The organism is Psychrobacter sp. T6-4 (assembly GCF_052258425.1).
In the GTDB taxonomy this organism is placed as follows: Bacteria; Pseudomonadota; Gammaproteobacteria; order Pseudomonadales; family Moraxellaceae; genus Psychrobacter.
The window spans coordinates 98,195-122,433 of the sequence record NZ_JBQQEZ010000005.1; the positions used below are offsets into that span (position 1 = coordinate 98,195).

At 45.6% G+C, this 24,239-nt stretch carries 24 protein-coding genes; 10 read left to right on the top strand and 14 right to left on the bottom strand.

All coding sequences use genetic code 11. The annotated features are described in order from the left end of the window. Positions 1-73: 73 nt before the first annotated feature. Together ACTXGE_RS05115 and aroQ are read right to left on the bottom strand one after the other, a co-directional pair. Positions 74-1,384: an ABC1 kinase family protein gene (locus ACTXGE_RS05115; RefSeq protein WP_317198857.1), complete on the bottom strand. Its 1,311-nt coding sequence runs from the start codon at positions 1,382-1,384 to the stop codon at positions 74-76. Positions 1,385-1,466: 82 nt separating this feature from the next. After that, positions 1,467-2,000 carry a type II 3-dehydroquinate dehydratase gene (gene aroQ / locus ACTXGE_RS05120; protein WP_443542261.1) on the bottom strand — a complete coding sequence of 178 codons (534 nt, stop codon included), beginning with the start codon at positions 1,998-2,000 and terminating at the stop codon, positions 1,467-1,469. 331 nt (positions 2,001-2,331) lie between these two features. On the opposite strand from aroQ, the gene ACTXGE_RS05125 reads away from it, so the two are divergent. Both ACTXGE_RS05125 and ACTXGE_RS05130 read left to right on the top strand, forming a co-directional pair. Beyond that, on the top strand, positions 2,332-2,547 hold the full coding sequence (locus ACTXGE_RS05125) for a cold-shock protein (RefSeq protein WP_317198855.1): 216 nt from the start codon (positions 2,332-2,334) through the stop codon (positions 2,545-2,547). Between the two features lie 173 nt (positions 2,548-2,720). Continuing rightward, a complete protein-coding gene (locus ACTXGE_RS05130) occupies positions 2,721-3,878 on the top strand; it encodes a DEAD/DEAH box helicase (RefSeq protein ID WP_443542263.1) in 1,158 nt (385 codons plus the stop codon). An 84-nt stretch (positions 3,879-3,962) separates the two neighbouring features. On the opposite strand, the gene ACTXGE_RS05135 is transcribed toward ACTXGE_RS05130, so the two are convergent. From ACTXGE_RS05135 to ilvA, 8 genes are all read right to left on the bottom strand, one after another. Beyond that, positions 3,963-4,829, bottom strand: coding sequence for a sulfite exporter TauE/SafE family protein (locus tag ACTXGE_RS05135; protein WP_443542265.1), 867 nt, complete (start codon positions 4,827-4,829; stop codon positions 3,963-3,965). Between the two features lie 71 nt (positions 4,830-4,900). Then, positions 4,901-5,218 (bottom strand): cbb3-type cytochrome oxidase assembly protein CcoS, encoded by a 318-nt coding sequence (ccoS, locus tag ACTXGE_RS05140; RefSeq protein WP_443542267.1) that lies wholly within the window; start codon positions 5,216-5,218, stop codon positions 4,901-4,903. 291 nt (positions 5,219-5,509) lie between these two features. Next, the gene (locus ACTXGE_RS05145; protein ID WP_443542268.1) at positions 5,510-6,322 is read right to left on the bottom strand and encodes a YdcF family protein; all 813 of its coding nucleotides are present in this window, start codon (positions 6,320-6,322) and stop codon (positions 5,510-5,512) included. Further along, positions 6,315-7,415: a UDP-N-acetylmuramate dehydrogenase gene (murB, locus tag ACTXGE_RS05150; RefSeq protein ID WP_443542270.1), complete on the bottom strand. Its 1,101-nt coding sequence runs from the start codon at positions 7,413-7,415 to the stop codon at positions 6,315-6,317. Before murB ends, ACTXGE_RS05145 begins: the two co-directional genes overlap by 8 nt. A 51-nt stretch (positions 7,416-7,466) precedes the next feature. Beyond that, positions 7,467-7,973 carry a low molecular weight protein-tyrosine-phosphatase gene (locus ACTXGE_RS05155; protein ID WP_317198849.1) on the bottom strand — a complete coding sequence of 169 codons (507 nt, stop codon included), beginning with the start codon at positions 7,971-7,973 and terminating at the stop codon, positions 7,467-7,469. A gap of 199 nt (positions 7,974-8,172) precedes the next feature. Then, positions 8,173-8,613 (bottom strand): RNA-binding S4 domain-containing protein, encoded by a 441-nt coding sequence (locus tag ACTXGE_RS05160; protein ID WP_443542272.1) that lies wholly within the window; start codon positions 8,611-8,613, stop codon positions 8,173-8,175. A gap of 113 nt (positions 8,614-8,726) precedes the next feature. Next, positions 8,727-8,840 carry an excalibur calcium-binding domain-containing protein gene (locus ACTXGE_RS05165; protein ID WP_443542352.1) on the bottom strand — a complete coding sequence of 38 codons (114 nt, stop codon included), beginning with the start codon at positions 8,838-8,840 and terminating at the stop codon, positions 8,727-8,729. Then, a complete protein-coding gene (ilvA, locus tag ACTXGE_RS05170) occupies positions 8,792-10,345 on the bottom strand; it encodes a threonine ammonia-lyase, biosynthetic (RefSeq protein WP_443542274.1) in 1,554 nt (517 codons plus the stop codon). The genes ACTXGE_RS05165 and ilvA overlap by 49 nt, the downstream gene beginning before the upstream one ends. Before the next feature lie 249 nt (positions 10,346-10,594). Here ilvA and ACTXGE_RS05175 point away from each other — a divergent pair, with 249 nt between their 5' ends. From ACTXGE_RS05175 to rpiA, 5 genes are all read left to right on the top strand, one after another. Next, positions 10,595-10,957: an ArsR/SmtB family transcription factor gene (locus ACTXGE_RS05175; RefSeq protein WP_317198846.1), complete on the top strand. Its 363-nt coding sequence runs from the start codon at positions 10,595-10,597 to the stop codon at positions 10,955-10,957. Positions 10,958-11,177: 220 nt separating this feature from the next. After that, positions 11,178-11,585 (top strand): arsenate reductase (glutaredoxin), encoded by a 408-nt coding sequence (gene arsC, locus ACTXGE_RS05180; protein ID WP_443542276.1) that lies wholly within the window; start codon positions 11,178-11,180, stop codon positions 11,583-11,585. After that, complete coding sequence (gene arsH / locus ACTXGE_RS05185; RefSeq protein WP_443542277.1) at positions 11,572-12,330, top strand: arsenical resistance protein ArsH; 759 nt, start codon at positions 11,572-11,574, stop codon at positions 12,328-12,330. Before arsC ends, arsH begins: the two co-directional genes overlap by 14 nt. A 43-nt stretch (positions 12,331-12,373) precedes the next feature. Further along, entirely contained in the window at positions 12,374-13,684 is a 1,311-nt protein-coding gene (locus ACTXGE_RS05190) for an arsenic transporter (protein WP_443542279.1), read from the top strand. 180 nt (positions 13,685-13,864) lie between these two features. Then, positions 13,865-14,524, top strand: a complete 660-nt coding sequence (gene rpiA / locus ACTXGE_RS05195; RefSeq protein ID WP_443542280.1) for a ribose-5-phosphate isomerase RpiA — start codon at positions 13,865-13,867, stop codon at positions 14,522-14,524. Positions 14,525-14,618: 94 nt separating this feature from the next. Here rpiA and argF read toward each other — a convergent pair whose 3' ends face one another. From argF to dnaB, 3 genes are all read right to left on the bottom strand, one after another. Beyond that, entirely contained in the window at positions 14,619-15,542 is a 924-nt protein-coding gene (gene argF / locus ACTXGE_RS05200; RefSeq protein ID WP_443542282.1) for an ornithine carbamoyltransferase, read from the bottom strand. Positions 15,543-15,741: 199 nt separating this feature from the next. Then, positions 15,742-16,854: an alanine racemase gene (alr, locus tag ACTXGE_RS05205; RefSeq protein WP_443542284.1), complete on the bottom strand. Its 1,113-nt coding sequence runs from the start codon at positions 16,852-16,854 to the stop codon at positions 15,742-15,744. Positions 16,855-16,911: 57 nt separating this feature from the next. Continuing rightward, positions 16,912-18,312: a replicative DNA helicase gene (dnaB, locus tag ACTXGE_RS05210; protein ID WP_317198839.1), complete on the bottom strand. Its 1,401-nt coding sequence runs from the start codon at positions 18,310-18,312 to the stop codon at positions 16,912-16,914. 259 nt (positions 18,313-18,571) lie between these two features. Between dnaB and pdxA the strand changes: the two genes are divergently transcribed. The 3 genes from pdxA (at position 18,572) to ACTXGE_RS05225 (ending at position 21,507) form a co-directional block, all read left to right on the top strand. Then, positions 18,572-19,624 (top strand): 4-hydroxythreonine-4-phosphate dehydrogenase PdxA, encoded by a 1,053-nt coding sequence (pdxA, locus tag ACTXGE_RS05215; RefSeq protein WP_435948949.1) that lies wholly within the window; start codon positions 18,572-18,574, stop codon positions 19,622-19,624. A 148-nt stretch (positions 19,625-19,772) separates the two neighbouring features. Continuing rightward, positions 19,773-20,636, top strand: a complete 864-nt coding sequence (gene rsmA / locus ACTXGE_RS05220; protein ID WP_435948948.1) for a 16S rRNA (adenine(1518)-N(6)/adenine(1519)-N(6))-dimethyltransferase RsmA — start codon at positions 19,773-19,775, stop codon at positions 20,634-20,636. Between the two features lie 34 nt (positions 20,637-20,670). Beyond that, on the top strand, positions 20,671-21,507 hold the full coding sequence (locus ACTXGE_RS05225) for a symmetrical bis(5'-nucleosyl)-tetraphosphatase (RefSeq protein ID WP_443542285.1): 837 nt from the start codon (positions 20,671-20,673) through the stop codon (positions 21,505-21,507). 102 nt (positions 21,508-21,609) lie between these two features. Here ACTXGE_RS05225 and ACTXGE_RS05230 read toward each other — a convergent pair whose 3' ends face one another. Continuing rightward, a complete protein-coding gene (locus tag ACTXGE_RS05230) occupies positions 21,610-24,054 on the bottom strand; it encodes a site-specific recombinase (RefSeq protein ID WP_443542287.1) in 2,445 nt (814 codons plus the stop codon). Positions 24,055-24,239: the final 185 nt, after the last annotated feature.

The window sequence follows — 24,239 nt, forward strand, 5'->3', positions numbered from 1 at the left end:
ATAACAGCGATTTATTAAGACGCACTGATAAGCAAAGTTTAAGGTTTTAAAATAAAAGGGCTATATAATTTCCTTATTTGCCAGTCAATTCTAAATATTCCTCCACCAATGGCGATAAGTCTATCTCAACGCCCAAATTGACCAGATTCCAATACTGCCCTGATACGGTTCGATCAAGCATCATCGTCGTTGCAGAAGGCTGAAACTGACCGAAGTATTTGAGTGATGAGCGCATCTGCGTAATAGCTTCATGATGCACTTGGCTGTCGGCGAAATCAAACTTACCGATATGGTAAGGCGCTACAGATAGAGGTTTAAGACCGATCTCAAGCCAATTTTGATAAAACTCGCCTGGCACAATTTTGTCATCAACTTTGCGAATATCAAGAGCGATTAAATCTTGCTCAAGGGCAGTGACATCACCGCGAATGGCATGACGAGCGAAGCGTTTAAACAGCTGCACCTCACTATCACTATAGCTGCGAATACCGCCAAAATCGTAAGCGACGACGCTGCCATCAGCGCGAAAAGCAAAGTTACCAGGATGCGGATCGCAATGCATACGGTACAAGGAAAACAGCTGCCCTGCACTAAAGTGAAACAAGCGCGTAGCAATTTTTTGCTTAATGTCGTTGTCCCAAGTCGCAGCGACGCTTAGTGTCTCGCCCATCTCTTCGGTCAAAGTCAAAATACGCTTCGTTGAGTGGCTAGCGATGACCTTTGGAATAATCAATCCCTCATCATCTGAGTGAAACGCGCCGAATACACGTAAGTTGTTCGCCTCTTTGATGTAATCAAGCTCATCGTGTAAGCTTTTACGAATCTCATCAAACAATTGCTCTTGCAATTCGCGGCTCATATTGAGCACGCCTGCGATTTTGAGTGCCATACGCACCTGCTTAAGATCGCTATCGCAGTTCTCATCGACACCTGGATATTGAACCTTTACCACAACCCTTTGATTTGACGGCAAGACCGCTTTGTGTACTTGCCCGATGGAGGCTGCGGCAAATGGCGTTTCTTCAAATTCAGCAAATAGCTCACTAATAGGGGCTTTGAGTTCACGCTCAACCTGAGATTTGATCTGCGCAAAAGGCATAGCGGGCGCGTCTTTTTGTAATTTTTCTAACGCGGTTGCCACCTCAGGCGGGAACACATCTTTATATTGTGAGGCGATCTGTCCCACTTTCATAACCGCACCTTTCATCTCACCGAGCGTTTCAGCGATCTGAATGCCGACATCTTGCATCAGCTCAGAGCGCGCTTGCAAGCGCTTCTCTTCGTCACTTGAGAGATGTTTAAATGAGTTTTTGGCCGCTTTGCCCGCAATGCTAGCGGTCATGCCAGCGAGTTTCATAAAGCGCTTTGAGGACGTTTGTGCCATTCATATCACCTTGATCATGCTAGTGGTTGATTTGTAGTGTTTAATCCTTGATCGTTTCGTCGATCCTACTCACTAGATAGTGTCAGTGCGCGATATTTAAAGAGTAGGTATGTGTTAACCAGTAATTAAGCGCCATGTCATAGCCAGACGCGCCAAGACCACAAATCACGCCGACAGCGACGTCACTAAAGTAGGAGTGCTGACGAAATGCCTCGCGCTGATGCACGTTAGACAAATGCACTTCAATAAAGGGTTTTTGTGTGGCAAGTAGCGCATCTCGTAGGGCAACTGAGGTGTGAGTAAAAGCGGCAGGATTGATGATGATAGCATCAACTTGTGCAGAGGTTTGGGCCAGTAAGCCGTAATGCTGAATACTATCGACAAGTTCACCCTCAATATTGGACTGAATGCAGATAAGCTTAATATCATATTTAGCAGCAAACGCAGTAAGTCGCGCTTCAATGTCAGCAAGAGTGGTATGCCCGTAGATTTCAGGCTCACGCTTACCTAATAAATTAAGATTAACGCCATTGACGAGTAATATCTTGCGGGTAAGTGAGCTATCGTTATGATTATTTGAGATAAAAGGGCTTGAAGAACTAGTTGAGCTGCTCATAAGGGTCTCTATGCATATGCAAAAGTTGGAATACAGAGTCGAATATATTCTAAGCGTTTTATGATAGCAATTTATTTTCAATAAAAAGCTATTAGCACAGTAAAACTGCGATGAAAAGTCTTTATGTTACCAAAAACCCGTGCTATGATATTTTTTGAATGGTTTGTATTGCAAGTTTGTTACATTTTGCCGAATTGGTCATTTTAAACTTCGTATATTAGCTATTCAAAACTTTAAGTAAGTGAATACCGTTTAATTTTTATTCTTAGACCCGTTTATATGCAATGGTGCAAAGGAATTTGGGGCTAAGCGCATTTTAGGATGTCAGGTTATGTCAGATCGTGAGCAAGGGACTGTTAAGTGGTTTAATGATGCAAAAGGCTTTGGCTTTATTCAGCGTGATGGCGGCGAAGATATTTTTGTCCATTTTCGCGCGATTCAAGGCGATGGTTATCGCTCGCTAAAAGATGGTGAAAAAGTTGAATTTAGCGTAGTTGAAGGCGATAAAGGCTTGCAAGCTGAAGACGTCAGAAAAGTAGAAGAGTAATTAAGCTGCTTTTGTACCTAGGTAGTACTGATATACTAAGTCAAGCTCGCTTCACTTGTAGCGCTATGATACAACAGCGTTTATAAGTTGCAGGTACGAGGCTTGGCTTTTTTGTTTTTGATAAAGTGTCACAGCATAATAACAAGATTTAGGTCTACTAAAAGGATACTTTTTTGAGTCATTTTACCGCATTTACAGATCTGCCTTTATCAGAGCCAACCTTGCGCGCTGTGTCTGATTTGGGCTTCACCACCCTGACTGATATTCAAGCGCAGATTCTACCGCACACATTAGCCCATCAAGACGCTATCGGACAGGCGCAAACCGGCACTGGCAAGACGGCTACTTTTTTAATTACCATTATGGAGGCGCTGCTTAAACGTCCCTTTGCCACAGATGAAGAACAGTTCTTAGGTGAGCCGCGCGCCGTCGTCATGGCACCAACGCGTGAGCTTGCGCAGCAGATATTCGATGACTGCGTTGCATTGACCAAATACACGGACTTACATAGCGTTTGTATCATGGGCGGCACCAACTACGACACGCAGCAGCACGAGCTTGAACGCCAGTATGTCGATGTACTGATTGCAACGCCTGGTCGATTGATAGATCTTATGAACAAGGGCATGGTGTACTTAGATCGGGTTGAGGTGTTGGTGCTCGATGAAGCCGATCGCATGCTCGATATGGGCTTTATTCCTGATATCAAACGCCTAGTGGGGCGTATGCCGCCTAACACGGACCGTCAAAGTTTATTGTTTTCAGCGACATTTAATCAAGACGTGATGAATCTAGCTTATCGCTGGCTGCATGAGCCGCAGTTCGTTGAGATCGAGCCTGAGCACAAGACTAGTGAGCTGGTCGATCAGCACTTTTATTTATTGACCGAAGATCAAAAATTTAGAGCCTTGCAAGGTATCTTGAATGACAATGCAGTGGACAAAGTCATTATCTTTGCCAACCGTAAAGATCAGGTCAAACGCCTATATGACAAATTGCGTAAAGCTCATAAAGTCGTCATGCTATCAGGCGATGTCATCCAGCAAAAGCGTGAAAAGTACTTGCAGCGTTTTAAAGATGGGGACGCGTCGGTATTGGTCGCCACAGATGTGGCAGGACGCGGCATTCATGTTGACGATATTAGCCATGTCATAAATTATACACTGCCTGATCAGCCCGATGACTACGTACACCGCATCGGCCGTACAGGACGCGCAGGACAGACTGGTATTAGCATTAGTTTTGTGAGCGAAGACGATGCGTTTAACTTGCCTGCATTGGAGAAGCATTTAGATACCAAGTTTAGCCTTGAGCAGTGGCAAGCGCCATAAGGAATAATGACAAGCCTTTAGCTATAACCATCAAAAAAGCCCCCAGATTTATTGGTCTGAGGGCTTTTTATTTTTTAAAGAGACTTATTGAGCAGTGTGCTCCAAGGTATCACTCATACTGTCTGTTTGATCCCTATCAGGCATCTCATGACTCCCCATCTCTGTATGAGTAGTGTCTAACATCTCGTGCATTTCATGGTTTTCGCTATCCATATGTTGCATATTACCATCTGTCATCATAGCAGAGGGGCTACCGTGATTCATCTGAGCACCGCTATGCATACTCTTCATAATCATTGGAACAAAGACGACTGCTAGACCTGAGAGTATCATAATAGAGCCGTTAATTTGCCGCAGGCGCAAACGACCGATTTTATCTCGTAGCCAGCCTACGGTCTCATGCGTGGCAACGAGCATGGGCACAGTACCCAGACCAAAGACGAACATAAGCGCCGCCCCGCCTAAAGGATTGTGTGCAACCACAGCGATCAGTAGCGCGCCATAAACTAAGCCGCAAGGTAGATAGCCCCATAATAATCCTGCTGCCATAGCGCGCGGATAGGTATTGAGTGGAAACACCTTTTGACGGATAGGGCTTAGATACTGCCAAAAGCGCATACCGACGCGCTCAAGCTTACTCAAAAATGGCGCGCCAAGCATAGTAACGCCCACAAATACGAGTACCAAGCCGAGCAAGATACGCGGCGTGCTATTACCTCTCATTAAGGGCTCTAAAACGGTTGTACCAATAAGACCTGCAATCAGACCTAAAATGGAGTAACTGATCAGGCGTCCAAAATGGTAAGTGGCAATGAGGCGTCTACGCTTAGCGGGGCTGACATCTTTCATCGATAAGCTAAAAGCGGCGACCAATCCACCACACATACCCAAGCAGTGCGGCGACCCCAAAAATCCCATCAAAAACGCGGCAACCAACAAGGCGGTAGTCATACTCAAACTCTCTTAATAAATTTCAACGCTCGTTTTAGTAGGTATTAAACCAAAATTTATAATGGTTATTTTTATGATTTAGGCGGGCTGCCAGTATCAGCATCGCTTTGACTTTGCATATCACTTGCCTCATCGCTGCTAGTTTTATCTTCGCTGGCAAGATTTTTATCAAGAATGTCTGTGGCTTGCTTGAGATGGTGTTCATTATCACGAGCATTGTCATGAGACTGTATGACTTGCCGGCGCTCTTGGCGATCCTCTAAAATAATGCGCTGCGAGGCGTTATCCAAATCCTCAAACTGATTGGATCGAACCGCGTAACGTACGGCCCAAATAGCCACGACGAACAGCATTAAGCTAAGTGGAATAAGTAAAAATATACTGAGCATGGCAAGTTTCTCTTAGTAGCGACTTCTTTTATTATACACTTATTGCAAGTATAAGAGCTGAAGTCAAACAACGTGAATATAGTTAATTCACTATAAAAACGATACAGCGAGATGAAAATTTGTTTTTCGCAGCCTCTGTCGGCGTAGGCACAGCACGCAAGAAAAAAATTTTCATTAAGCGACTTGATAGTTATGTATCTAATTTATCTGAATTCAACTATATGTGGTGTTGCTATGAGATTAGTTTTATCGAGCTTGATGTTATCGAGCCTAGTGTCATCGAGCTTAGTGTCATTCAGAAGATTTTTTGGCATCGCCGCGCGGCGTGAGTAGCTGCTGAGTACTAATATCTTCAGCACGCCTACAGTCATCCATTTGCGGGCGTAGTAAATCTCGCAGATAAGCGGCGGTCTCGTACACCGCGCGCCTTGAATGACTTAAGTTCTGCGCAGGTTTCATCCAATCACGCCTGACGGGCAGTGGAGCATTAATAGGGGTGCTGTAGATACCATTTAGAGCGAACTGACGCCGAGATCGAGTCATATGATAGCTGTCTGTAATCAGGTACACGTGCCGCAGTGGCGTGCGTTTTGCGGTAAAGCGGGCATTTTCACAAGTATTCATACTCGCGTTTTCGCTTAACTGCTCAGAGATACCATGCTCAACCAGCCACTGATTCATCCAAGGCGCTTCAGCACCGCTCAAGATAATAGGCAAAGGCTTATCGTGATAAGCACCTGCAGCTGTGCGAATACGGTTGAGGCTATAATCGTTTAGGATAATATGATTGTTGTTATCGTTCGTAAGGCCGCCTCCTAGTACCACATAAGCGCTTGGCGACATACTTTTATAATCGCTAGGAGTACTGGGCAAGGGTAGAGCATTTAAGACAAAAAGCATACCGCGTGAAAACAGTGGAGTAAATAAGCTGATAATGGTGAGAACAACTAATGTAGATCCAACCACAAAAGTGATATTAATAATGCGAAACAGTTTGATCATACGCTCAGCTGAGCGCAAATAATGTCGCCACAAACGCTTAGACCATAGAGGTTTGGGGTGTTTGTCAGAGCTTGGCTTTTTGGGCTTGAGCATGTTAGACATGACTATCTTGTCCGATAGATCCATCACTATTGACCCACACCGGCTCACGAGCAAGGGTAATCGCAAACTTCTCTTGCACAGTGCTAATTATGTGCTGCTGGGCGCAGGCAACATCCTCTTGCGTCGCTGTAAAAGCGGCGTGATTGGTCAATACCAAAGCTTGGTGTTTATGGGTCATAATAGGCGCAACGCCGCCACCTTTGAGTCCTGCTTGCTCAATGAGCCAGCCTGCGGCGACTTTAACCTCATCATTAGGCAGGGTATAACCGACAATACTTGGATAAGTGGCTTGTAGCGATACAAATTGCTGCTGAGAAATAATAGGGTTCTGAAAAAAACTACCACAGTTTGGTAGTGCTTTGGGATCAGGAAGTTTTTGTGAGCGAATATCGATAATGGCGTGCATAACATCACTAGGGGTGAGGTCTGTACGTCCTTGCTGCTTGGCATAGTCTTGCGCGACGATTTGTACGTCGCCATAGCTGGCTTGTACGCAGCTTTTATCTAAATGCAGTCGAAAGATAACCCGAGTGATAAGCCAAGTATTGGGCGCACGCTTAAAGATACTATCTCGATAACCAAACTCACAGTCGCTTGCCGACAGCTGATGCCATGTTTTAGTGGGGATGTGGTAGGCTTTGAGCGAATGTAGCGTATCCTCTAGCTGAACGCCGTAAGCACCAATATTTTGAACTGGAGCTGCACCAGTTAAACCAGGAATCAGGGCTAAGTTCTCAAGTCCATACCAGCCCCGCGCGACCGTATAAACGACCAACTCATGCCAGTTCTCGCCCGCCATAACCTCAATATCGATATGATCATCTGTTTGCTCAATCACCCTAATGCCGTGCATCAGCGGACGTAGTACAGTAACGTTGAGCCTGGCAGGCACAAGTACATTGCTACCCCCCGATAATACAAATACAGAGGCGCTATCTACTGTATTCATAAAGCTATCAAGCTGTGCCTCATCAGTAACAGTTACGACGCTTTTAGCCACACATGACAATGCCATAGTATTGGCGTGCGACAAATCATAATCTGATTGCAAAGAGATATTTTGAAAATTATCTGTACGTAGCGTTGAGGTCATAGCATGGCCTATAGATGAAGTAAATCAGCATAAAAAAAATAAAATCAGCCGTTATACTGCTTTCCAGCTCTCAATCCAAGCCTTTGAGCTCGACTCAATACGCTCAATGACCTCTTCAAAGGCGTCGCCATCGCCTTTATAAGGATCAGGTACGCTATCACCGCCGTAGGTAGGATCTTCTTCGCTAAATAGTGCTAATTTTGCCAGTGCCTCTTCATTATTATTAGTGCCTAATAACTCATCTTTGATAGCTTGTAAGTCCGCTAAGTTCTGCGTATCCATCGCTAATATGAGATCAAAGTTATAAAAGTCCTCGGCGCTGACTTGACGGGCAACAAGTTTGCTAATGTTATAGCCATGGGACTTAGCGTGACGCTGCGCGCGAATATCTGGCGCGTGACCAATGTGCCAATCCCCGGTACCTGCTGAATCAACTTTCATGTTAAGACCAGCTATAGCCGCTTGCTGACGAAAGATCTCCTCAGCCGTTGGTGATCTACATATATTGCCAAGACAGACGAGCAGAACAGAGGTGGGCGTAGACGCTTTCATCAACATAACAAAACCTTTTTGACAAAAAACAAGCCAAACAAATCATCTTTATCAAGGCAATTTATAGGCGTTTAAAAGAAGAGAGAAACAGCCGTCAGCCTAACGCTAAACCTTGTGAATGGCAAGTATAGTCGCTGACAAAGGGGTCATCTATAAAAGTTATCGTGATAACTATTTATGTTAAAAACTTTTGATAGGTAAAGTACTAATCTTGATTTTTTCTAAAGCGCTGTAAGTCGCGGCGCTCTTTTTTACTTGGTTTATTATCAGGGCGGGCAAGATTGGCCAGTTTGCGCTGCTCAGTGTAATAGGCGCGTCGAGATATACTCTCATCGGTCTCTGAATAGAGCACTTCGGCGACGGTGGCGTTGCCGCGCTGCGCCGTTAATGCTTCAACGATGACTGTCTTTTCGGTCATGGCGGTCGCAGAACCTTGACGAATCTGTAGCTCGTCACCAACTGCAATCTCTTTACTAGTCTTAACTCGACTGCCAGCATAGTGCACTCGGCCACTCTCGATAGCCTCTTTGGCAAGGGTGCGCGTCCGATAAAACCGCGCCGCCCATAACCATTTGTCAATACGCATCCGTACTGCGTCTGGTTGACTATGGCTGGGCTGATTGTGGTTTTTATTATGTTTACTCATTAAAACCTCATAGATATCAATAGACTATGATTATAAATGGTGGTTTATTTTATAATTAAAAGTGCACTGTCTTGTTTATAGGTTAAGCATCTGTACCTGTGGTCTATTACAAGCTAATTGCACCACTGCTGCTCGCAAGGTACGCCATCATGATTACCATCCATTTTAGTATGTAATCTTACTTTAAAAATAACTGATAACCGATATTGTCGTTGAGCATCGTACAGTCATAACCGATATCGAGTAAGGCGTCTTGCAGTTGACGCGAGTTACCCATCGAAGCTTGCAAGCCGACTAGCACGCGACCCTCTGCAGCGCCGTGATTGCGATAATGAAATAAGGTGATATTGAAGTCATCGCCTAACTTTTCTAGAAATGTCAATAGCGCGCCCGGACGCTCAGGGAACGTCACCTTTAATAATTGCTCGTCCTCGACATGCGCGTGACCACCGATAAGATGACGAATATGCGATTTGGCGATATCGTCATCAGTTAAGTCATAAGCCGTATAGCCATCAGAGGCGAGCTGATCGCTAATAGTTTGTCGCTCTTTATCGCCTTCTTTTAAGGCGATACCGACGAATATCGAGGCAGGATCCATCGAGTCAGGGGATAGCTTGTTGTCAGCGCGGTAGTTAAATTCTGTAATATTTCGACCATGCAAGCTGCGACAGAAGTTTAAAAACGCGCCAGTCTGCTCAGGGATAGTGACCGCATAGATGGCTTCTTTTTTCTCACCAATCTCAGTACGCTCAGCGATATACCGTAAGCGATCAAAGTTCATATTAGCGCCGCAGATGATGCCAACGCAGTTTTTGCCCTGCAAATTGTGCGCGTTGATATATTTCTTCATGCCTGCAACTGATAGTGCGCCTGCAGGCTCCACGATACTGCGGTTTTCTTCAAACACATCTTTGATCGCCGCGCAGACCTCATCGTTAGTGCACGTAATGACCTCTGGCTCAACGATTGGCCCTAGGCCATTGCTTTTTTGCGTGCGTACCACCTCAAAAGGAAGCTCACCGATTTGCGCCACAGCCACACCATCGACGAACAGCCCGACTTGCTCAAGCTTGACGCGCTCGCCCGCTTTTAATGCCGCTTTTAGACACGCAGACTGCGCCGATTCTACAGCGACAACCTTGACATGAGGAGCCACTTCTCCCAAAAATGCAGCAACACCTGATATCAGGCCACCGCCGCCGACAGCGACAAAAACGTAGTCCATGTTACGCCACTGCTGGGTCAGCTCAAGTCCGATCGTGCCTTGGCCTGCGATGACCAGCTCATCATCATAAGGCGGTATAAAGGTCAAACCTTCGCTCTTAGCGCGATTGATCGCATAGCGATTGGTCTCATCAAAGCTATCACCATACAAGTCGACGTTACCGCCTAAAGCTTTTACTGCAGCAACTTTGATATCTGGAGTGGTGGTCGGCATGACAATGATGTTATTAAGATTTAGCGTGCGCGCAGAGTAAGCGACGCCTTGGGCATGGTTACCTGCTGAGGCACAAATGACGCCGCGTGCTTTTTGCTCATCGCTTAGCTGACTAATACGGTTATACGCGCCGCGCAGTTTAAAAGAGAATACGGGTTGCAAGTCTTCGCGTTTAAAGCGAATGTCATTATCAAAACGCTGGGTCAGTTTAGGGGCTGATTCGAGAGGGGTTTGAATGGCGACGTCATAGACAGTGGCTTGCAAAATGGCGCGTACCCAGCGTGATAACATAATGGCTTCCTAAATAAGGGCAAAAAATAAATAGATTAGCCTATGCTGATTTTGAGTAGGTTGCAAGGTGCAATTGCAGTTTTTACAGCGATTTATGTCTGATGTCGGGTAAGGCTGGATGTTTTGAAGTTGTTGTTTGCAGTTATCGATAGAGAAGCGTACTTTTCGATACTGGCTAAGTCCGTTTATGATGACTTGATGTAGATAAAAATTATTGAATTATTTTTATATGTCTGTATTATTGGACATATGGAAATAACAAATGCTATCGCAAGCTTCGCGGCGCTCTCTCAAGATACTCGTCTCAAAGCCTTTAGGCTACTTGTCAGTCAAGAGCCTGAGGGGTTGCCTGCGGGTGAGATAGCCCGTCAACTGTCTGTACCACATAACACTATGTCAGCGCATTTATCGGTGCTGGCACGAGCAGGGTGGGTAGTGTCAAAACGCCAAAGTCGGCAGATAATCTATCGCGCCTCGCTTACGCATATGGAGGCGGTCGTGCAGTTTTTGTTGCAAGATTGCTGCGCAGGACATCCAGAATTGTGTGCGTCGATTATGGACAGTTTAAGCGGCTGTGAGACTGCCAAATCTAATAAACAAGACAGTTTTTAGGGCAAGCGCTAAGCAGCTAGCTACTATTAATAAACATCGTCTTAATAACTATAGTCGATTCTAAATAAAACAGATACATTATATGTCAACGTGGAACTGGTATAAATTTTTCTGGCGTGCTGTGCCTGCGCAGACAGAGGCTGCGTAAAATTCATCCCAGTTCCACTGTATCGTTTTTATGCTGAATTCTCTATAGATTCAAAAAATAGGTGAGATTGCTATGAAACCATTAATTTTTCATAATCCAAACTGCGGTACCTCTCGCAATACGCTTGCCATCATGAAGGCATCAGGTGAGCAGCCGGAAGTAGTGGAGTATCTAAAAACCCCGCCGAGCCGTGATGAGTTGGTTGCGTTGCTATCGAAGATGAATATCTCGCCAAGAGAGTTACTACGTAGCAAAGAAACCATCAATGATGAGTTGGGCTTAGATAAGCTTGAGTTATCTGATGATCAAATTATCGATGCAATGATTGCCCATCCTATCTTAATTAACCGTCCTATCGTGGTCACAAATAAAGGCGCAGCGTTATGCCGACCATCAGAGCGAGTGTTTGAATTGTTAGAAAATCCAGTGAGCAGCTTTACTAAAGAAGATGGAGAGGTTCTACATCATGGTAAAGATTAATACAGGGCAATCTGACGTCGATGACTTATCCAATCTAGATGACTTGCCCAATATTGATGCCAGTCAATTACAACCGATCGATATTGAGTCGCTGATTGCGCCAACTGACCCACGTCATCCGCCTAAGATACTGGTGCTATACGGGTCATTACGTGAGCGCTCGTTTTCTAGGCTGGCGGCTGAAGAGGCAAGTCGGCTATTGCGTTGGTATGGCTGCGAGGTGCGGATTTTTAATCCATCGGGTCTACCGCTACCTGACGATGCTGATAGCGACCATCCAAAGGTACAAGAGCTGCGCGAGCTGGCGCAGTGGTCAGAAGGCATGCTGTGGGTGAGTCCAGAGCGCCACGGCAGCATCACCAGTATTATGAAAGCACAAATTGATTGGATACCGCTTGCACTGGGCGGCGTACGTCCCACTCAAGGCAAAACCTTGGCAGTGATGCAAGTGAGCGGTGGCAGTCAAAGCTTTAATACCGTCAATCAGCTGCGCATTTTGGGGCGCTGGATGCGCATGATTACTATCCCCAATCAATCATCGATTCCAAAGGCTTTTTTAGAATTTAACGACGATAACCGCATGGATATGTCGCCCTTATATCTGCGTCTCGTTGATGTCTGTGAGGAGCTAGTGAAGTTTACGTGGCTCACTCGTGGACGCTCGGCCTATCTGACCGACAGATACTCTGAGCGGGTGGAAAGTGCTGAGGAAGTATCACAGCGCGTCAATCAAAAGTCGCTGTAATCTCTCCTAGTTATAATCAACACGCCGTAAATAAGGTTGCTCCATGCTCGCATTCATTATCTTTATCGTGACGTTGGTTTTAGTGATATGGCAGCCTAAAGGTTTGGGCATTGGTTGGAGCGCGCTGGGAGGAGCCTTGGTCGCCTTGGCTTTTGGTGTGGTGCAGTTATCCGATGTCGGTATTGTATGGGACATCGTTTGGGATGCGACTTTTACCTTTGTGGCGCTTATCATTATCTCGCTTATCTTAGATAGAGCGGGATTTTTTGGTTGGGCGGCGCTACATGTGGCGAGACTGGGCAATGGGCAGGGACGGTTGTTGTTTCCCATGATTGTGATATTGGGCGCGTTTATCTCCGCGTTTTTTGCCAATGATGGCGCTGCATTACTTCTAACACCGATTGTCATCGCTATCTTGCTCCGGCTTAAGTTTTCACCGCCATCGGCATTGGCTTTTATCATAGCGACGGGCTTTATCGCTGATACCGCAAGTTTGCCGTTAGTGACTTCTAATCTGGTTAATATCGTCAGCGCCAATTATTTTGATATCAGCTTTGGACGTTATGCGGCGGTCATGGTGCCAGTCAATATTGTCTCTGTCATCGCGACATTAGCAGTGCTGTGGGTAGTCTATGCGCGCCAAATTCCAACACAATATTCCATTGCCAATCTTAGCGCACCAGAGTCTGCTATCGAAGATCCGCTGGTGTTTAAAGCCGCCTTTTCGCTACTTGCTTTGTTATTGGTTGCTTATTTTGCGACTGAGTCATTAGGTATTCCTATCTCCTTCGTGACTGGCGTTGCTGCGCTGGTGCTGATGGCAATTGCAGGTCGCTGGTGGCAGGGCGGGCGAGATGCGGTTGTTTCGGTGTCTGACGTCGTACGTAACGCGCCTTGGCAAATCGTCTTGTTTTCAATCGGTATGTACTTGGTGGTTTATGGCTTGGGTAACGCAGGACTGACGGCTTATGGTGCTCAAATACTCAACTGGTTAGGGCAGCAAGGCAATATCATCGCCACAGTAGGCACGGGATTTCTTTCAGCGATTGTGGCTTCTATTATGAATAACATGCCATCTACCTTGGTAGGTGCGCTGGCTATCGATAGCGCGCAAGTACCGGCAGCGACTCGCGAGCTGATGATTTATGCCAACGTCATTGGCAACGATTTGGGACCAAAGTTTACGCCCATCGGTAGCCTTGCGACCTTGTTATGGCTACATGTGTTGGCAGAGAAGGACTATAAAATCAGCTGGGGGCAGTATATGAAAATCGGCCTGCTTATCACGCCGCCAGTATTGTTAGCGACGCTGTTGGCTTTGGTGTTTTGGTTGCCAATGCTACCGAGTTATTGAGAAAATAGTGAGAAGCTATTTATAAGTCATTTAAAGGATATCAGTTACGGTTAGAATACCTCATTATTAGAATTGGTTTTACGCTGACATGTATCAAAGTCATCAGTTATAATAGCCGCATTTTACCTTTTATAGACTTTAATTTTTTAGACGTTACGTTTATTCTGCCAAGGATTTATGATGAGTGATCAGCACGCACAAAAACAAGCCGCAGCCCGCGCGGCGCTAAGTTATATCGAAGATAATATGATACTTGGCGTAGGGACAGGCAGTACGGTGAACTGTTTGATTGAGCTATTGCCGCAGGTCAAGCTTGCTGGCGCGGTGGCCAGCTCGCAGGTCACTGAAGACAAGCTCAGAGCATTGGGCATCGAGATTGTTGATTTAAACTTTGCAGGCACACTTGATGTCTATATCGATGGTGCTGATGAAGTAAACGCGCATTTGCAACTGATTAAAGGCGGCGGCGGGGCACTGACACGCGAAAAAATCGTTGCTGCAGCGTCCAATAAATTTGTCTGTATGGTCGATGCCAGCAAAAGCGTTGATATCTTAGGCCGCGCATTCCCAGTCCCAATCGAAGTATTACCACAGGCACGCTCCTACGTTGCTCGGCAGTTGGCTCGTCTAGGCGGTGAACCTGTTTATCGTGATGACTTTGTTACCGATTATGGTAATGTGATTTTAGATACCTATGATTTGGATGTCAGCAATCCGTTAGCGCTTGAGAAAGAGTTGAACAATATTGTGGGTGTGGTTTGTAATGGTATCTTCGCCGCTAACCAAGCTGATATTCTCTTAAAAGCGAGTAGTAATGGCGTTGAGACTTTAAAACGTTAGAATTTTAATAAGCAGTATACATTTTTCGCTTTACTAAAAAAGGCAGACTACCATAAGTAATCTGCCTTTTTGCTGTCCGCTGTAACGCATAAAACTAAGAAAGTAGTTTAATCTTATCTTTAAGTAAAAACTCCATCAATGCCTTTTGTGCATGCAAGCGGTTTTCAGCCTCATCCCATACTACTGAGCGTGGATCATCTAGCATATCGTACGATATCTCCTCACCGCGATGGGCCGGCAAGCAGTGCATAAAGATGACATCAGGGTCAGCTTTGTCAAGCAGTGACGGCGTGACTTGATAAGGCGCAAAACGGCGCGCGCGGGTGTTTTGCTCAGACTCTTGACCCATGCTTGCCCAGACATCAGTGACAATAAGGTTGGAGTCTTTGGCAGCGTCTTGCACGTTTTCGACTAAGCTTACGCAGTGCGAAAAACGTTTCATCAGATCGGTGTCAGGCTCAAAGCCATAAGGCGCGGCAACGCGTAGCTCAAAGCCAAACTGATGCGCCGCTTGCATAAAAGAGGCGCACATATTATTGCCATCGCCAACCCAAGTGACGATTTTGTTCTCGATACTACCGCGATGCTCATAAAAGGTTTGCATGTCGGCGAGCAATTGGCAGGGATGAAAGTCATCGGTCAACGCGTTGATAATAGGAACGCTTGAATACTCAGCAAAGGTCTCAACCTTTTCGTGACCAAAGGTACGTATCATAATGATATCGACCATACTTGAGATGACGCGCGCTGAGTCCTCTAACGGCTCACCGCGACCCAGCTGGGTATCATTGGGTGACAAAAATATCGCACTACCGCCAAATTGTCCCATGCCCGTCTCAAACGAGATACGCGTACGGGTCGATGATTTTTCAAATATCATGCCAAGCGTACGACCCACAAAAGGCTGATAAATCTCACCCGCATGCTGCATTTTGCGCAGCTCGCTGGCACGTTTGATAAGGTCTTGGAGTTCGGTACGGGTTAGATCAGATAAGGTCAAAAAATGGCGCAAACTCATAGCAATCCTAGCAAGTCAAAAAAACGTTACCAGCCCTTAGTCCCAGTGTATAAACGAGTATACACAGCTGACAACAAACTTTTAGTATAGCTGAATTCCCTTTAATGTAAACGGCAAATTTCGCTCAGAATCTGACGCCAAAGGGTTTAACGGGTATAAATCTTTGCACAGACATAAGCGTTAACATTTTAAGAGTAATTTAGGTAATCACTCGCAAAGGACGATTACTAAGACGGCACAGTAGCTCATAGCTGATCGTACCTGCGTGCTGCGCGACGTCATCGACTGGTAACGTTGCGCCCCAAAGTATCACTTTACTATCTAGCGCAAGATCTATCGGCGTACGACTAACGTCTATGACCAGCATATCCATCGCCACGCGTCCTATGACAAAGCAGGTATAACGCTTTTGCGTTGCTGAATCGATAACTTGTACATAAGCCTCATCATTGACGACTCGCGGATAACCATCGCCATAGCCAACACTCACAAGCGCGGTTCTAGTGTCCTTGTCAGCGACCCAGCGACTACCATAGCCGATAGCCTCGCCTTGCTTGACAGTTTGAAACGCCATAATCTGCGCGCTAAAGTCCATGACGGCTTGCAAGTTTAACTCGCTTGCGGACTGATCGGTGACAGGCGAGCTACCATACAACATAATTCCAGGTCGCACCCAATCACAGTGGCTATCGGGGTAATTAATAATGCCCGCTGAATTACAGAGCGATGCTTTTATATTTTTATCGACGTCTCGATGCAAGATAGTGAGCACCTCATTGAAACGCTGTATTTGCATAGAGGTTAAAGAATGATCGCAGTCATCAGCATTAGCAAAGTGCGTTGTTAAGATAAGCTGGTATCCTGCGTCATATAAAAGCTTGGCTGCGCTGATAACCCCTTGCTCATCAAAACCCAAGCGGTTCATGCCCGTATTATATTTAAGCCAAACCGTTCGCGTTGGGCTATCTGGTATAGGTACACAATCAAGCGCCCACTGCAATTGCGGGGCATGATGAATGACGCAGCTACACCCTTTATCTATGGCTTGTTGCCACTCGCTTGCGCTAAACACACCTTCGACCAATCCGACTGCCTTATCCCAGCCTAAACGGCGTGCCTCAAAAGCTTCGGTGAAACTTGCGACTCCAATACCATCTGCCTGCTCTAAAGCAGGCAAAACCGCTGCTATGCCATGACCATAGGCATTGGCTTTTACCATCGCTAGTACTTTAGCGCTGGGCGCGCGCTTTTTGACTTGCATCAGATTATGAGTCATAGCTTGTGGGTTAATTGTGACGGTAGCAGTGCGCATAATTTGCCTTGTTAAGTAGCCGTTGTAAGAGTAAGGGTGCTCTAGATATTTATCGTGTTATTCATCATCAAAAGTGGCGCCTTGATAATACTCAGGCGTTAGGTTAGTAAAGCGGGTAAATTGTCCTTCAAATGCCAAGCGTATCGTACCGATAGGTCCGTTACGCTGCTTACCGATGATGACCTCAGCCACGCCTTTATGATCAGTATTTTCGTTATAGACCTCATCTCGGTAGATAAACATGATCAAATCGGCATCCTGCTCGATGGCACCTGACTCACGCAAATCGGACATAATAGGGCGCTTGTTAGGACGGTTCTCAAGGCTACGGTTGAGCTGTGAGAGTGCAATGACTGGGCATTCAAGTTCACGCGCCAAAGCCTTGAGACTACGCGAGATCTCAGAGATTTCACCAACACGGTTACCATCGAGACTAGGCACCTTCATCAATTGTAGATAATCGACGATGATCGCACCAAGCTTACCATCATGGTTTTTGGCAATACGGCGACAGCGTGAGCGCATCTCTGAGGGCGGCAGCGCGGTACTATCGTCGATGTATAAGTGCTTGGACTGCAAGTGCTGAATAGCGTTCATCATCTTTGCCCATTCATCTTCGTTCATTTGACCTGAGCGCAGGTGAGTCTGATTGATCGCGCCCCACGAGGAGAGCAGACGCATGACGATGGATTCGGCGGGCATCTCCATCGAAAATACCACTACAGGCAAGTCTTCGTTAAATAACACGCCTTCTGCTAAGTTCATGGCAAAAGTGGTCTTACCCATAGAGGGACGCGCGGCGACGATGACCAAGTCTCCTGCTTGTAAGCCTTGGGTTTTATTATTAAGTTCAGCAAAAGGCGTTTGCAGTCCAATCATGCCATCAGGGTTGGATTTGAGTTCTTGAATCTTGTCAATCACGTTGGTCAATACTGAGGTGATACCAACAGGGCCGCGCTGCTCAGCACGTTTGTTATGCTGCTCATTAATGCTAAAAATTTTGGCCTCAACATTGTCCAAAATATCGCTGACCGTTTGATCCTTTGGATTGTAGGCGAGGGTCAGCATATCGTTGCCAGTGGTAATGAGTTGGCGCAGCGTTGAGAGCTCACGTACGCGCTGCGCATAAGCGGTCAGGTTAAACAGTGTCGCTGGACTTTGACTTAAAATATCTGCCAAATAGCTATCGCCGCCTGCGCTTTTGAGTAGCTTTTGCGCCTCAAGCCAGTCATGCACCATTACGGTGTCATACGGCTCATTGACTGCTGCTAGATGCGCAATACCTGCAAAGATATGTTGATGCCTCCCTGCATAAAAGTCATCTTTGGTGACGATATCAGCGATTTTTTCGTACGCCTCTTCAATGCTCATTAAAGAGGCAAGCAGCGCCTTTTCGATATCGATATTATGCGGCGGCGTTTGATTGAGTAAGTCGTCGGTTTTTTCGGTGTCTGCCATGAGTGCCTAGTTTTTGTTTTTAAAATGGATGTCTTTTTATCGGAATAAACTCTGTGATTAGGGCGCGATATCCTGTCTTAATAAGTGAGTAATTAATGCTACAATTAAATGCGAAAGTCTAGCACATTATCACCCCTCTTTAGAGTTAAGATAAAAAATTATCTTTACAAAGCAGTTATTCACTATAAAAAGACAACTCAAATAATGATATTAAAATACAAATAAAATCAGATACTTATAATAATGGGAATAGAACACTATGACAAAAAAACCGCTACTTATAACGACAGGCGAGCCTGCAGGTATAGGGATGGACGTTGTACTACTACTAGCCGCCCAAGGTCAATTGCAAGACTTTGCAAGGCCGATTTGGGTCACAGCTGATAAAGCAGCAATGCAAGCGCGCGCTGCTGATCTAGTGTCAGCTGGCGTAATCAAAAACGCTCCAAAATGGCAAACTATTGAGGCATCTCTTAATAATGAGGTAAGTCATATAGACTTGGCAGATGACGCATTTTTATTATTGAACACGCCTTGCGCTAAGCCTGTCGTCGCCGGTTACATCGAGACTAAGAACGCAGCTATGGTCGCTCAGCAGTTACAGCTTGCGCACACCCTTGCAACAGACAAGAGCATCGCTGCTATCGTCACAGGACCGCTGCAAAAGTCTGCTTTGATTGATGCAGATATCAAGCTATTGGATGGCACGATGTTTAGCGGTCATACTGAATTTTTTATGCAACAAAGTGGCTGTGACAAAGTCGTCATGATGCTCGCCAATCCTGCCATGAAAGTCGCTCTTGTGACGACTCATTTAGCACTAAGAGATGTCCCTGCCGCTATTACTCAAGACAATGTAAGACAAACGGTACAGATCGTCATTGATGATATGCGTACTAAGTTTGGACTGGATGCGCCGCTTATCTTAGTTTGCGGTCTCAATCCACACGCTGGCGAGGGCGGTCATTTGGGGCTTGAGGAGCGTGATATTATCAATCCTGTCTTGCAAGAGTTTATCTTTAAAGGCGTTAATATCAGCGAGGCGATGCCAGCAGACACGCTATTTACCCCAAGGCATCTAGCCAACTGCGACGCGGTCATTGCCATGTATCACGATCAGGGCTTGCCAGTGCTAAAATCACACGGCTTTGGTGATACCGTGAATCTAACGCTAGGTCTGCCTTATATTCGCACCTCTGTCGATCATGGTACGGCGCTTGATCTAGCAGGTCGCGGCGGCGCTAGTGCAACTAGCCTGTATCAGGCGCTAATGATGGCAAATGAGATGGCGAACAAATCACTTATAGAGTAGTTTTAAACGCTCTAGTCTTAGCAATACAATGCATGCTGTAAAATTACTGCCTGTGAGCTATGCTATAATCCAAAATGCTTTTTACCGCAATACGGCGGTATTCATAGTTGCATAATTTGTTTGTTACTCTGCTTATTAAGAAGTTTATATGTCTAAAAATACCTTTGATGTTCAGTCACTCAACGCCAACTTGCGAGGCGCTAAGCATCAGCCGCGTAAGCGTTTTGGTCAAAACTTTTTGCACGATGGTAGTATTATTCGTCAAATCGTCGATAGCATTCGTTTAGAGCGCGATGATAATTTGGTTGAAATTGGTCCTGGTATGGGTGCACTGACTGAGCCGCTACTTGCGGAGGTTAATGCTATGACGGTAGTTGAGTTAGACCGTGATCTAGCAGACAGCTTACGTATTCGAATTGGGGCCAACAGTCATCCCAACTTTACCATTATCAAAGCCAATGCCATGCATGTTGACTACCGCGAATTGTATAATCAAGAGCGCGGTCAGCTGCGGGTAGTAGGTAATTTGCCTTATAATATATCTACGCCCATATTGTTTCATTTATTAGATTTTGCTGATGTGATTCAAGATATGCATTTTATGCTGCAAAAAGAAGTGGTTGAGCGTATCACTGCTGATGTCGGGAGTAAGACTTATGGACGATTATCGGTCATTATGCAATATCACTGCGAGACGGACTATCTACTGACAGTACCGCGCGGCGCTTTTAATCCGCCGCCTAAAGTCACCAGCGCCGTGTTTCGCTTGACGCCTCATGTGGTCAAGCCTGTGGTCGCAGAGGATGAGGGTTATTTCGCCATTGTGGTGCGCGAGACTTTTAATCATCGCCGCAAGACTTTGCGTGCTATTTTTAAAAAGTCAACGCTGCTACCGACGTTGAGCGAAGACGATTTTGCACAGTGTGGTATCGATCCACAAGCGCGCCCTGAAACGCTCAGTGTCAGCGACTTTGTTAATTTGAGCAATCAAGCTCAGCGCGCTGAAGTTTAAAAATTAAAATATCAGATAGGACTAGTAAAGCGTTATGAGTTTTCGCCATCAGTATGTCATCGGTGACTTGCAGGGTTGCCACGCCGCGTTCTTACAATTAATTGATAAGTTAGATTTTGATCCTAAGCAAGACAAATTATGGTTTGCAGGGGATTTGGTCGCACGCGGTGAAGACTCGCTAAATACGCTACGATATGTTAAATCACTATGTGAGCAGGGCGCTGCGGCAACGGTACTTGGCAATCACGATATCAATCTGATTGCTGTTTGGCGCGGCGCCGCGCGGCTTAAGAAAAAGGACAAAACTGCGCCTATTTTTAAAGCCGACGACTGCGATGAATTGCTAGAATGGTTACGTCATCAGCCGATTTTACTGTATCCAGACGAGCAAACGGTCCTTGTACACGCGGGCATACCGCCGCACTGGAGTATTGAGACAGCAGCTGGCTATGCCAAACAGTTAGAGGCTCAACTGCAAAGTAGTCTTAATCAATTAGATCGACTACTACCGCATTTATATAGCAAAAGTGCCGATGACTGGCATGCAGATATCCACGGCTTTACCAAGATGCGCGCGATTGCCAATTACTTTACGCGCATGCGATTGTGTAAGAAGGATGGCACGCTGGAATTTAGCTTTACCGCCAGCCTAGGTGAGTCAATGCCAGAGGGTTTTGCTCCGTGGTTTGATTGGCAAGCTCCTCGTACGCACAAAATATTGTTTGGGCATTGGGCGGCGCTAAGGGGTGAGGTCGATTTGCCGCACGCACGGGCATTGGATGGCGGCTGCGTCTGGGGTAATGCTTTGCTTGCCTATCGTCTAAGTGACGCTCAGGTGATACGTTCAAGCGCTAATTGTCCAGCACCATAACAACTCATAAATCTACAAAAAAAGGTCTGGTAGCTAAGTACTTAATCGCTTAGCATCAGACCTTTTTATATATCACTAGCTTATACAGCTACCGATACAAGGCTACTGTGGCAATTTAGGTGGTTTTTTAGGTTTAGGTAATGGGACTTTGGGATCAGCTAACGCCTCGTTGTCATCATTTTGCGCCCCTTTCAACGTTTTAGTTTGTTTGTCATATTGAATATCATCAGTATAAGGAACGCTACCTAATTCCTCATCGACTAAGCCATCATCGAGATCGACGATTTTTTTGGGAGACGTATTTATATTGGTCGTACGCGCAGTCCATACTTCACTAGTATTAGCGGTCCCTTCTTGTGCTTGAGCGTCATAATTGATATCAGTCATCGCCGCCTTGTCTTTACTAGCGACTTTTATAGACTTGGGAAGTATTTTGACATCTGATAAACGCCTAATCACATAGTTGCTCGGTAAGGGCTTGCCGCCATTTTGCCCTGACATATCCTCAAATATCATATGACCTTGACTATCGATACGCGCATATTTCATAGGCTTTTGCCGTGGCCAAAAAAAGTCTGAGGGGTGACTGATAACATGTCCAAAGATAAGTTTGGTGAGGCGACCCCATTCAAAAAAGCGCACCTCTTTTGAGCGTAGCGCTACCAGCAGCGCGAGTGAAAAGCTCACCATCAGGTTAACAATGCCGATAAGCGCCACGCCGAGTATAGATAGTAATATAACGCTCCAGCTGATGTCATCGGCTGAAACGTTAAATATACCATGGGCAAAGTTCGCTGAGGCAAAGGCAATATGACGAATATCTAAAGGCAAACCAAATAGATAACCGATAGTGGCGGTACTACCTAAGAATACGCCAAAGATAAAGTTGCCCATAATAGCGCCTAAGTTGGCTTCTACAAAACCGCCTAAACGGTTTAGCCAAGTCTTTGGCATTATATATTGTAGACCGCGATGACGCTTGATACGCGCGCCAATATTATTGTAGACCGCCAAATTATCGTAGTAGCCTGCAATAAGCCCTGATAAGAACAGATAAACCCCAGCGATGGCTGCGTGAGGTAGAGCAAGGGAGCGAAAGGGGTCAAGGTCATGAAGCAAGTGCTCAGCTTTAATCGCATCTATCATAGGTGCGCCTGTATATTGCAACCAGGCAAATGAGATGACAAGCGCCACCGGTATCGCAAGCATAACGTTACCCATAATCGCTACAAATTGAGTGCGCAAAATATCAACGACTAGCTCTGATAATTTGGTCAACTGATGTGACTTTTTACCAGAGCCGTCCGAGATAGTTGAAGCAATTGCCGCCGCCGTCATCGCGGGTTGTTTGGTCGCAACCGTCCCATGAACGATGTGAATAAAGACAAAACCCAATCCATAAATCATACTATTGATAAAGGCGCGTCCCATGGGCGCAAGAGCCAAGTGATATGCCAAAATCTTCAGTGTCGCCATAAAAGCGATGATAAAGCCGCCGATAGAGGCCTTTTTAAACATCTTACGGTAGCCCGCTTTATCAGTGCTGATATAATGCTCACCGACGCGGCTGGCATTTTCGGTGACTTTTCGCGAGAGTAGCTTGGTATTATTATCAATCAAGTAGCCGATACTATAACGCCGATTAGCCGTAGTAATAATCGTTTGGATAAGGTTGATAATGGCCTGATCGCGTTTTTTGCGATCGTTAGTGACCAGCTCTGTCAAAATACGAATACGCTCTAAGCTCTGATCCAAACGCAGCATCATATTGGTCAAGCGAATGGAGATACCTGTCTTGTAGATACGCTTGCGTATAGTCGCAACTATGTCCTCACACTGCTCTAGCATGACGAGTAGGGGCGCAGGATCAACGGCCTTTTCAGGGATGATGTCAGTCAAAGTATCAAGCTCATGCGCTTGACGGTATTGATTGACGAATAATACCGCTTCTTGATTTTGCGCGACAAACGACGCTGAATAGTTCAAAATCTGCGGATACGCTTCCATCAGATCTGGATGCAGACCGATACCGCTAACGCGGTAGGATAGAATGATAATAGCGTTCAAAATACTGTTTTTTGCTGTAGCAACCAGGTCAAGATGATTATCTTTGACTTTGAGGAGCTCAACAAGCCTATCCCATTTATCTCTGTCAATATTGGCAAGCCAGCGCTCATCGGTACGCTTATCAAACAGATAGCCGACCAGCTCAACGACAGAATCATCTTGTGGCAATATAGGTAAAAACCTATGACCCACTAAGCGTCTAAAACTACTAAAAAAGCCCTGATCTGACATGATTCCTGTATCAGTATACAGCGCAATTTGACGATATTCGATAATGAGTTTGAGTACAAAACTGGCAAGACCATCGCCATATTCTGGATGCAGCTCCAAGATATCTATGAGCGCTTGTATGTTTTGATTGGCAAGTGCAGGTTCTTTGTCAGTCACGCGCAGCTCATCAATCAAGCGCTTGAGAACAGAGGGCTCAGGCACATCACTTAAAGCGGTAATCTGCTGCAAAATGCGTTTGATCTCAGGCACGTCGAACCCTTTATTAGATTAATAGTTGTTTGGATGTAGAGTAGGTATGATGACGCTATTTTAGTGCGAAGTTAGCAGTTAAATTGCATTATTTTGTTAGCAAATAATTTTCTAAAAAAAGTTAGAGGCAAAAAAGGACAGTTATAAAAACTGTCCTTTTGTGTAGTATAGTTTTCTACCTATGA

Excerpts from the sequence above, each read along its gene's own strand:
- ACTXGE_RS05115 (WP_317198857.1), bottom strand. The coding sequence starts at position 1,384 with ATGGCACAAACGTCCTCAAAGCGCTTTATGAAACTCGCTGGCATGACC.
- aroQ (WP_443542261.1), bottom strand. The coding sequence starts at position 2,000 with ATGAGCAGCTCAACTAGTTCTTCAAGCCCTTTTATCTCAAATAATCAT.
- ACTXGE_RS05125 (WP_317198855.1), top strand. The coding sequence starts at position 2,332 with ATGTCAGATCGTGAGCAAGGGACTGTTAAGTGGTTTAATGATGCAAAA.
- ACTXGE_RS05135 (WP_443542265.1), bottom strand. The coding sequence starts at position 4,829 with ATGACTACCGCCTTGTTGGTTGCCGCGTTTTTGATGGGATTTTTGGGG.
- ccoS (WP_443542267.1), bottom strand. The coding sequence starts at position 5,218 with ATGCTCAGTATATTTTTACTTATTCCACTTAGCTTAATGCTGTTCGTC.
- ACTXGE_RS05145 (WP_443542268.1), bottom strand. The coding sequence starts at position 6,322 with ATGTCTAACATGCTCAAGCCCAAAAAGCCAAGCTCTGACAAACACCCC.
- murB (WP_443542270.1), bottom strand. The coding sequence starts at position 7,415 with ATGACCTCAACGCTACGTACAGATAATTTTCAAAATATCTCTTTGCAA.
- ACTXGE_RS05155 (WP_317198849.1), bottom strand. The coding sequence starts at position 7,973 with ATGTTGATGAAAGCGTCTACGCCCACCTCTGTTCTGCTCGTCTGTCTT.
- ACTXGE_RS05160 (WP_443542272.1), bottom strand. The coding sequence starts at position 8,613 with ATGAGTAAACATAATAAAAACCACAATCAGCCCAGCCATAGTCAACCA.
- ilvA (WP_443542274.1), bottom strand. The coding sequence starts at position 10,345 with ATGTTATCACGCTGGGTACGCGCCATTTTGCAAGCCACTGTCTATGAC.
- ACTXGE_RS05175 (WP_317198846.1), top strand. The coding sequence starts at position 10,595 with ATGGAAATAACAAATGCTATCGCAAGCTTCGCGGCGCTCTCTCAAGAT.
- arsC (WP_443542276.1), top strand. The coding sequence starts at position 11,178 with ATGAAACCATTAATTTTTCATAATCCAAACTGCGGTACCTCTCGCAAT.
- arsH (WP_443542277.1), top strand. The coding sequence starts at position 11,572 with ATGGTAAAGATTAATACAGGGCAATCTGACGTCGATGACTTATCCAAT.
- ACTXGE_RS05190 (WP_443542279.1), top strand. The coding sequence starts at position 12,374 with ATGCTCGCATTCATTATCTTTATCGTGACGTTGGTTTTAGTGATATGG.
- rpiA (WP_443542280.1), top strand. The coding sequence starts at position 13,865 with ATGAGTGATCAGCACGCACAAAAACAAGCCGCAGCCCGCGCGGCGCTA.
- argF (WP_443542282.1), bottom strand. The coding sequence starts at position 15,542 with ATGAGTTTGCGCCATTTTTTGACCTTATCTGATCTAACCCGTACCGAA.
- alr (WP_443542284.1), bottom strand. The coding sequence starts at position 16,854 with ATGCGCACTGCTACCGTCACAATTAACCCACAAGCTATGACTCATAAT.
- dnaB (WP_317198839.1), bottom strand. The coding sequence starts at position 18,312 with ATGGCAGACACCGAAAAAACCGACGACTTACTCAATCAAACGCCGCCG.
- pdxA (WP_435948949.1), top strand. The coding sequence starts at position 18,572 with ATGACAAAAAAACCGCTACTTATAACGACAGGCGAGCCTGCAGGTATA.
- rsmA (WP_435948948.1), top strand. The coding sequence starts at position 19,773 with ATGTCTAAAAATACCTTTGATGTTCAGTCACTCAACGCCAACTTGCGA.
- ACTXGE_RS05225 (WP_443542285.1), top strand. The coding sequence starts at position 20,671 with ATGAGTTTTCGCCATCAGTATGTCATCGGTGACTTGCAGGGTTGCCAC.